Below are 6768 nucleotides of genomic sequence, written 5' to 3'. Positions count from 1 at the left end.
GTGCCGTAGTCCGCGGCGGGCGCCGACGTCGTACCCGCCGGCGCCCGCCGCGGACTACGGCACGCCCGGCTACGGCGAGCGGCGCGACGACCGCCGGTATGACGACCGTGACCGCTACCGGGGCGACCAGTACGGCGACGACCGGTACCGGGACGACCGCTACCGCGACGACCGCGACCGCCGCTACGACGGGCGCGACGGCTACGACCCCCGCTACCGCAAGCGGAAGAAGAAGGAGTCGTGGCTCGAGGACCTCTTCGACTTCTGACGCACCCCGTGGTCGACTGTCCCGCGTGACCGTCCTCGACTCGTTCTCGCTCGCCGGCCGCACGGCCCTGCTCACCGGCGGGAGCCGCGGGATCGGGCGCGCCGTCGCCCGGGCGCTCGGCGAGGCCGGCGCCCGGGTCGCGCTCACGGCGACGACGACGCCCGCGGCGGAGGTGGCGGCCGCCGCGCTGCGGGCGGACGGGATCGATGCTCGCGGGTACGCGCTCGACGTGACGGACCGTGCCCAGGTGGACGACGTCGTCGGTCGCGTGGCGACGGACCTCGGGACCGTCGACCTGCTCGTCAACAACGCGGGGATCTCGATCGGCGGGGCAGCGCTCGAGATCGACGACGACGTGTGGCACCGCACGCTCGCGACCAACCTCGACGGCGTCTGGTACTGCTCGCGCGCGGTCGCGCGGGCCCTGGTCGACGACGGGCGACCGGGGGCGATCGTCAACGTCGGGTCGATGTCGGCGTCGATCGTCAACCGGCCGCGCTGGCAGCCCGCCTACCTCGCCTCCAAGGCGGCGGTGCACCAGCTCACCAAGGGGCTCGCCGCCGAATGGGCGCCGCACGGCATCCGCGTCAACGCCGTCGCGCCCGGGTACGTGCGCACCGAGGCGTCGCCCGTCGACCAGCCCGAGTACTACGACGACTGCGTCGCGCCCGCGGCGATGCAGCGCTGGGCCGAGCCCGAGGAGATCGGCCCTCCGGTCGTGTTCCTCGCGAGCGCGGCGTCGAGCTTCATGACGGGCGCGGTCGTGACGGTCGACGGCGGCTACACCCTCTTCTGAGCCGGGCTAGGCTCGGTCCCCGTGCGCGCAGTCCTCAGCCGGTGGGTCGACCCGTTCGTCGTCACGCTGCTCGTCGTGCTCGTGCTGGGGCTCGTCGTGCCGGTGGGGCCGGGCGCGCAGCGCGTGGTCGACGCCGTGGCGGACGTCGCGGTCACGCTCCTCTTCCTCGTCTACGGCATGCGCCTGTCGACGCGCGAGGTGTGGGCGGGCCTGCGGAACTGGCGCCTCCAGGGCGGCATCCTCGCGGCGACGTACGTCGTGTTCCCGGTGCTCGGGCTCGTCACGGCGTGGGCGATCGAGCCGCTCGTCGGGGCGCCCCTCGCCGCGGGCGTGCTCTACCTGTCCTTGCTCCCGTCGACCGTGCAGTCGTCCGTCGCGTTCACGTCGGTCGCGCGCGGCAACGTCGCCGGGGCGATCTGCGGGGCGACGGTGTCCAACGTCGCGGGCATGGTGATCACCCCGCTGCTCGTGCTGTGGCTCATGACCGGAGCGGACGGGGGCGCCGACGGGCCCACGGGCGGGCTCGGCGGACTCCGGACCGTGCTGCTCCAGCTCCTGCTGCCGTTCGTCGTCGGGCAGCTCCTCCAGCCGTGGGTCGGCGACTGGGTCCGCGCGCGGCGCTGGCTCACGCTCGGCGTCGACCGCGGCACCATCCTCGTCGTCGTGTTCGGCGCCGTCGCCGCCGCGTCCTCGGCGGGCGTGTGGTCGAGCGTGTCCGGCTGGTCGATCGTCGCGCTGCTCGTCGTGAGCGCGCTCGTCCTCGCCGCGATGCTCGCGCTCACCTGGTGGGGCGGGGCGGCCCTGCGGCTGTCGACGGAGGACCGGATCGCCCTCCTCATGTGCGGGTCCAAGAAGTCGCTCGCCACGGGTCTGCCCATGGCGAGCGTGCTGTTCCCCGTCGCCGTCGCGGGCGTCGTCGCCGTGCCGGTGATCGTGTTCCACCAGCTCCAGCTCGTCGTGTGCGCGGTCCTCGCGCGCCGCCTCGCGCTCCGCGACTGACGCCCGGCACCCGTGTGGGCCCGGGTCAGGGGCGCGCGGCGACCTGCTCGCGCACCTGGCGCTTGGCGCGCGTGAGCATGCCGTTCATGCCGCCGATGCGCAGCGGGCTCACGGCCCGCGTGAGGCCGATCGACATGGGGAAGTCGTCCGGCACGTCGAGCACCTCCTGCACCGTCAGGCCCGACAGGCCCTGCGCGAGGATCGACGCGAAGCCGCGCGTCGTCGGCGCCTCGGCGGGCGCGGTCGCGAAGAAGTGCACGACACCGTCGTCGTCGACCTCCGCGAACGCCCGCACGGGCGACTGGCACTCCTCGATGCGCTCGAGCAGGCCGGGCGCGCTCGCATAGCGCTCCGGGAGGTCGGGCAGCTCGTTCGCGAACTCGAGCAGGAGCTGGAGGCGCTCGCGCTCCGGCAGCGCGAGGAAGTCCTCGCGGATCTCCGCGAGGGCCGCGGGCAGGGACGAGGCGTCGGACGGGGAGCTCATGGTGTCGATCCTTGCATCGGGGGCGTGCGGCCGGGACCTGGTCCCACCGTGCGGAACGCCGGCCACGCGCGACGTATGCCCGCGGCAGACGGCGACGGCGCGCGGCGGGCCCACGAGGGGCCGGCCGCGCGCCGTCGTGCGAGGGGTGCGGTCAGTTGAGCGACGCGGGGGCCTCGCCGGCCTCCTCGCCCTTGACGATCGGGACGCGCACCGCGTTGCCCCACTCGGTCCACGAGCCGTCGTAGTTACGGACCTTGTCGAAGCCGAGGAGGTAGGTCAGCGCAAACCAGGTGTGGCTCGAGCGCTCGCCGATGCGGCAGTACGTGACGACCTCGTCGTCCGTCGCGAGGCCGAGGCCGCCCTCCTGGTAGATCGCCTCGAGCTGCTCGCGCGACTTGTAGGTGCCGTCCTCGGCGACCGCCGTCGCCCACGGGACGTTGCGCGCCGTCGGGATGTGGCCGCCGCGCAGCACGCCCTCCTCCGGGTAGTCCGGGATGTGCAGGCGCTCGCCCGTGTACTCCTGCGGGGAGCGGATGTCGACGAGCGGCCCGTTGCCGATGTGCGCGAGGACGTCCTCCTTGAACGCGCGGATCGTCACGTCGTCGCGCTCGACGACCGGGTACTCGACGGCCTCCGGCGCGGGGACGTCGGTCGTGACCTCGCGACCCTCCGCGATCCACTTGCCGCGGCCGCCGTCGAGCAGGCGCACGTCCTCGTGGCCGAACAGCGTGAAGACCCACGCGGCGTACGCGGCCCACCAGTTGTTCTTGTCGCCGTAGACGACGATCGTCGTGTCGCGGCCGATGCCCTTGTCGCCGAGGAGCTGGGCGAAGCCCTTGCCGTCGATGTAGTCGCGCGTGTCGGGGTCGTTGAGGTCGGTGTGCCAGTCGATCTTCACCGCGCCGGGGATGTGACCGGTCTCGTAGAGCAGCACGTCCTCGTCGGACTCGACGACGACGATGCCCGGCTGCCCGAGGTGCTCGGCGAGCCAGTCCGTGCTCACGAGGCGGTCGGGGTGGGCGTACTGGGTGATCTTCTCGCTGGTGTCGAGCGGTGCGGGCATGGTGTCCTCCGTGCGGCGGGAGCTGGGTGTCCGAGGTGGTGGTCCGTCCGAGCGTCAGGCTAGGTCGGCTGTCCGCATCACGGAAGGCCTGTCGCGCATGCTGAGACGGTGTTACGCCAGGTGCCGCAGCCCGTGCCGCAGCAGGAGCGCGGACGCCCCGAGGTTGAGCGCGGTGGCCGCCCGGACGTCCGCCCCGGGTGCCCGACGGCCCCACGCGGCGGGCTCGACGAGCGTGCCCGCGAGCGAGGTCGAGCCGAGCGCGACGCACGTGCGCGCCCAGCCGCGCGCGCGGCCCGCGCGGGGTGCCGCCAGGGCGACGAGCGCGGTCACGGCCACGGGGATCGCGGTGCCGCCGCCCAGCCCGAGCGCGACGGTGCGGGCGGCGGGCATCGGGAGGGGGTCACGTCCGAACGGCTCGGAGTGCAGGTCGTGGCGGACCGCCGTCCACGACCCGAGCGCGGTGGCGGCGGCGTAGGCGAGGACCACGGCCCCGGCACCGGCCATGCCTCCGACGGTACGCCCGGGTCGCCTGCCGCGCTCGCCGTTCGCCGCTGCTCGCCCGTCGGTCCAGACTGGCGGCGTGGTCGGTGCTGTCCCGGAGCGGGTCCAGCGTGCCGTCGCGCTGCTCGGCCTGCGCGGCGACGAGGCCGTGCTCGAGATCGGGCCCGGCCCCGGCGCGGCCGTGGAGCTGGTGCTCGCGCGGCACCCCGGCGTGCGCTACGTCGCGGTCGACCGCTCCGCGACCGCCGTCGCGCGCACGGCGGCCCGCAACCGCTCGGCCGTCGACGACGGCCGGCTGGTCGTGCGGCAGGGGGACGTCACGGACCCCGACCTCGCCGACACGCTCGGTGGCCCGTTCGACGTCGTGTTCGCCGTGAACGTCAACGTCTTCTGGACCCGCGCGGCGCGCGCGGAGGCGGGCGCGCTCGCGGCCCGGCTCGTCCCGGGCGGCTCGCTCTTGCTGGCCTACGAGACACCAGGCGGGGACGACGGCCGCGTCGTCGACGGCGTCCGCGCGTCGCTCGCCGTCCCCGGGCTGGGCGCGCCGGTCGTCATCCGCGACGGCGTGGTGGCCGTCGGCGCACGCCGTACACCCACCGGGGAGTGACCGGACGCGGCTCAGCCGAGCAGCTCGCGCTCCGCCTCGCCGAGCGCGCGGTCGAGGAGGTCGAGCCCGAGGTCGAGCTCCTCCTCGCTCACCGTGAGCGGCGGCGCGATGCGGAACACGCCGCCCATGCCCCGGAGCTGCACGACGTTCATGTGGAGCCCGAGGTCCAGCGCCCGCCGGGTGACCAGGGCGCCGAGGGCGTCGGCGCCCTCCTTCGTCTCGCGGTCGAGCACGAGCTCGATGCCCTGGAGCAGACCCCGTCCGCGCACGTCGCCGATCGTGGCGTGGCGGTCCTGGAGGTCGAGCAGCCCGGCTCGGAGCCGGTCGCCCAGCACGCGCACCCGGGCGTCCATTCGCTCGGCCTCGAGCACGTCGAGCACGGTGTTGCCGACCGCCGCGACGAGCGGGTCCGAGACGTGCGTCGTGAAGAACAGGAAGCCGCGCTCGTGGGCGCGCTCCTCGATCTCGGCGCTCGTGATGACGGCGGCGAGGGGCAGGCCGGCGCCGAGCGTCTTGGAGATGGTGAGGATGTCGGGGACCACCGGCTCCTCGCCGCCGCGGCCCTCGAACGCGTACCAGGAGCCCGTCCGGCACAGCGCCGTCTGCGCCTCGTCGAGGATGAGGAGCATCCCGCGCTCGTGGCACTTGTCGCGCAGCGCCGCGAGGTAGCCGGGCGGAAGCTCGACGATCCCGCCCGAGCTGAGGATCGGCTCGACGATGCACGCCGCGAGGCTCCCCGTGGACTGCACGTCGACGAGGTCGAACGCGAGGTCGAGCTGGCGGCGCCAGTCGTGCGCGCCGTCGGGCGTGAGGTGGTCGGGGCGGTACGCGTTCGGCACGGGGATGACGAGGTTGCCGGGCGCCGTGGGGCCGTAGCCGCGGCGCCCCGCGCTGTACGTCGCCGCGGCCGCCGCGTGCGTCATGCCGTGCCACGACCCGGCGAGCGAGACGACCTCGTGCCGACCCGTGACGAGCTTCGCCATCCGGATCGCGGCCTCGTTGGACTCGGCTCCCGTCGTGAGGAGCAGGACCTTCTCGAGCGGGTCGGGCAGCGTGCCCGCGATCCGGCGTGCGAGGTCGACGACCGGGCGCGAGAGCATCCCGGAGAAGAGGTGGTCGAGCGTGCCGACCTGGCTGCGGACCGTCTCGACGATCGCCGGGTGGCTGTGCCCGAGGATCGCGCTCATCTGCCCTGACGTGAAGTCGAGGACACGCCGTCCGTCGGCCGTCGTGACGAAGCTGCCCGACGCGCTCTCGACGATCTCCGGCGTGAACGGCCCGCCGTACCGCACGAGGTGCCGGTCGGCGTCGGCCCAGAACGTCGCGTCGTCCGGGGTCGTCGGGGCGAGGGCGGGGGACGGGAGGACGGCCATCCTCCGAGCGTAGGGACGGAGCCCTGTGCGCGTACAGCACGAGTTCTCGTACAGTCTGTGCGGAGAACCCGCACAAGCAGGGCGACCGCACGGAACGGAGGACCGCGTGCTCAACGCCGCCCGGCTCCAGATCCTCGCCCGGCTCGAGAGCCTCGGGACCGTGCGCGCCGTGGGCGCGTCCCTGCACCTGAGCCCGTCCGCGGTGTCCGCGCAGCTCGCGGCGCTCGAGGCCGAGACCGGGTCGCGCCTCGTCGAACGGACGGGACGGAGGGTGCGTCTCACGCCCGCGGGGCGCACCCTCGCGCGGCACGCCCGCGTCATCCTCGACCAGATGGCGCTGGCGGAGGCGGAGCTCGCCCACCCCGACGGTCAGCCCGCCGGGGTCGTGCGCGTCGCGGCGTTCTCGAGCGGCGTCCGGGCCCTCGTGATCCCCCTCGCGCGGCGGCTGGCCGTCGAGCACCCGCGGGTGCAGGTCGAGGTCGTCGAGCTCGACCCGCGCGAGAGCGGGCCCGCGCTCCGCCGCGCGGACGTCGACCTCGCCGTGACCGCCGACCTGCTCGACGGCGCAGGGCTCGCCGGACCCGACGTCGCGACCGTCCCGCTGCTCGAGGACCCGGTCGTCCTCGTCGCGCCGACGGGTGCGTCGGCGGGCTCGTCGGAGGGGGCGGCGGCGGGGG

The 6768-nt window shown here is 74.6% G+C and carries 8 protein-coding genes and 1 pseudogene; 5 read left to right on the top strand and 4 right to left on the bottom strand.

Annotated features, from left to right (window positions below; translation table 11 throughout):
* The 3 genes and pseudogenes from A0J59_RS21895 to A0J59_RS19520 all read left to right on the top strand — a co-directional run.
* Nucleotides 1–268: pseudogene (locus A0J59_RS21895) on the top strand (hypothetical protein); the annotation flags it as partial.
* 25 nt (nucleotides 269–293) lie between these two features.
* Entirely contained in the window at nucleotides 294–1064 is a 771-nt protein-coding gene (locus A0J59_RS19525; protein WP_064317199.1) for an SDR family NAD(P)-dependent oxidoreductase, read from the top strand.
* 21 nt (nucleotides 1065–1085) lie between these two features.
* A complete protein-coding gene (locus tag A0J59_RS19520) occupies nucleotides 1086–2063 on the top strand; it encodes a bile acid:sodium symporter family protein (RefSeq protein WP_047232732.1) in 978 nt (325 codons plus the stop codon).
* Nucleotides 2064–2088: 25 nt separating this feature from the next.
* Here A0J59_RS19520 and A0J59_RS19515 read toward each other — a convergent pair whose 3' ends face one another.
* From A0J59_RS19515 to A0J59_RS19505, 3 genes are all read right to left on the bottom strand, one after another.
* A complete protein-coding gene (locus A0J59_RS19515) occupies nucleotides 2089–2547 on the bottom strand; it encodes a SufE family protein (RefSeq protein WP_047232733.1) in 459 nt (152 codons plus the stop codon).
* A gap of 151 nt (nucleotides 2548–2698) precedes the next feature.
* On the bottom strand, nucleotides 2699–3610 hold the full coding sequence (locus tag A0J59_RS19510) for a sulfurtransferase (RefSeq protein WP_047232734.1): 912 nt from the start codon (nucleotides 3608–3610) through the stop codon (nucleotides 2699–2701).
* A 111-nt stretch (nucleotides 3611–3721) separates the two neighbouring features.
* Complete coding sequence (locus A0J59_RS19505; protein ID WP_047232735.1) at nucleotides 3722–4114, bottom strand: hypothetical protein; 393 nt, start codon at nucleotides 4112–4114, stop codon at nucleotides 3722–3724.
* 76 nt (nucleotides 4115–4190) lie between these two features.
* On the opposite strand from A0J59_RS19505, the gene A0J59_RS19500 reads away from it, so the two are divergent.
* Nucleotides 4191–4718, top strand: a complete 528-nt coding sequence (locus A0J59_RS19500; protein WP_064317198.1) for a methyltransferase — start codon at nucleotides 4191–4193, stop codon at nucleotides 4716–4718.
* An 11-nt stretch (nucleotides 4719–4729) separates the two neighbouring features.
* On the opposite strand, the gene A0J59_RS19495 is transcribed toward A0J59_RS19500, so the two are convergent.
* Nucleotides 4730–6091 carry an aspartate aminotransferase family protein gene (locus tag A0J59_RS19495; RefSeq protein ID WP_064317197.1) on the bottom strand — a complete coding sequence of 454 codons (1362 nt, stop codon included), beginning with the start codon at nucleotides 6089–6091 and terminating at the stop codon, nucleotides 4730–4732.
* Nucleotides 6092–6197: 106 nt separating this feature from the next.
* On the opposite strand from A0J59_RS19495, the gene A0J59_RS19490 reads away from it, so the two are divergent.
* A partial coding sequence (locus A0J59_RS19490) for a LysR family transcriptional regulator (RefSeq protein ID WP_172820091.1) occupies nucleotides 6198–6768 on the top strand: 571 nt, incomplete at its 3' end.

It is taken from the genome of Cellulosimicrobium sp. I38E (assembly GCF_001647255.1).
GTDB classification, from domain to species: domain Bacteria; phylum Actinomycetota; class Actinomycetes; order Actinomycetales; family Cellulomonadaceae; genus Cellulosimicrobium; species Cellulosimicrobium cellulans_E.
The sequence above is the reverse complement of the archived record's forward strand: the minus strand, read 5'-3'. Positions and strand labels throughout refer to the sequence as shown.

Bases quoted from the DNA above. Each gene is read 5' to 3' on its own strand.
- A0J59_RS19510 (WP_047232734.1), bottom strand. From the start codon at position 3,610: ATGCCCGCACCGCTCGACACCAGCGAGAAGATCACCCAGTACGCCCAC.
- A0J59_RS19515 (WP_047232733.1), bottom strand. From the start codon at position 2,547: ATGAGCTCCCCGTCCGACGCCTCGTCCCTGCCCGCGGCCCTCGCGGAG.
- A0J59_RS19505 (WP_047232735.1), bottom strand. From the start codon at position 4,114: ATGGCCGGTGCCGGGGCCGTGGTCCTCGCCTACGCCGCCGCCACCGCG.
- A0J59_RS19495 (WP_064317197.1), bottom strand. From the start codon at position 6,091: ATGGCCGTCCTCCCGTCCCCCGCCCTCGCCCCGACGACCCCGGACGAC.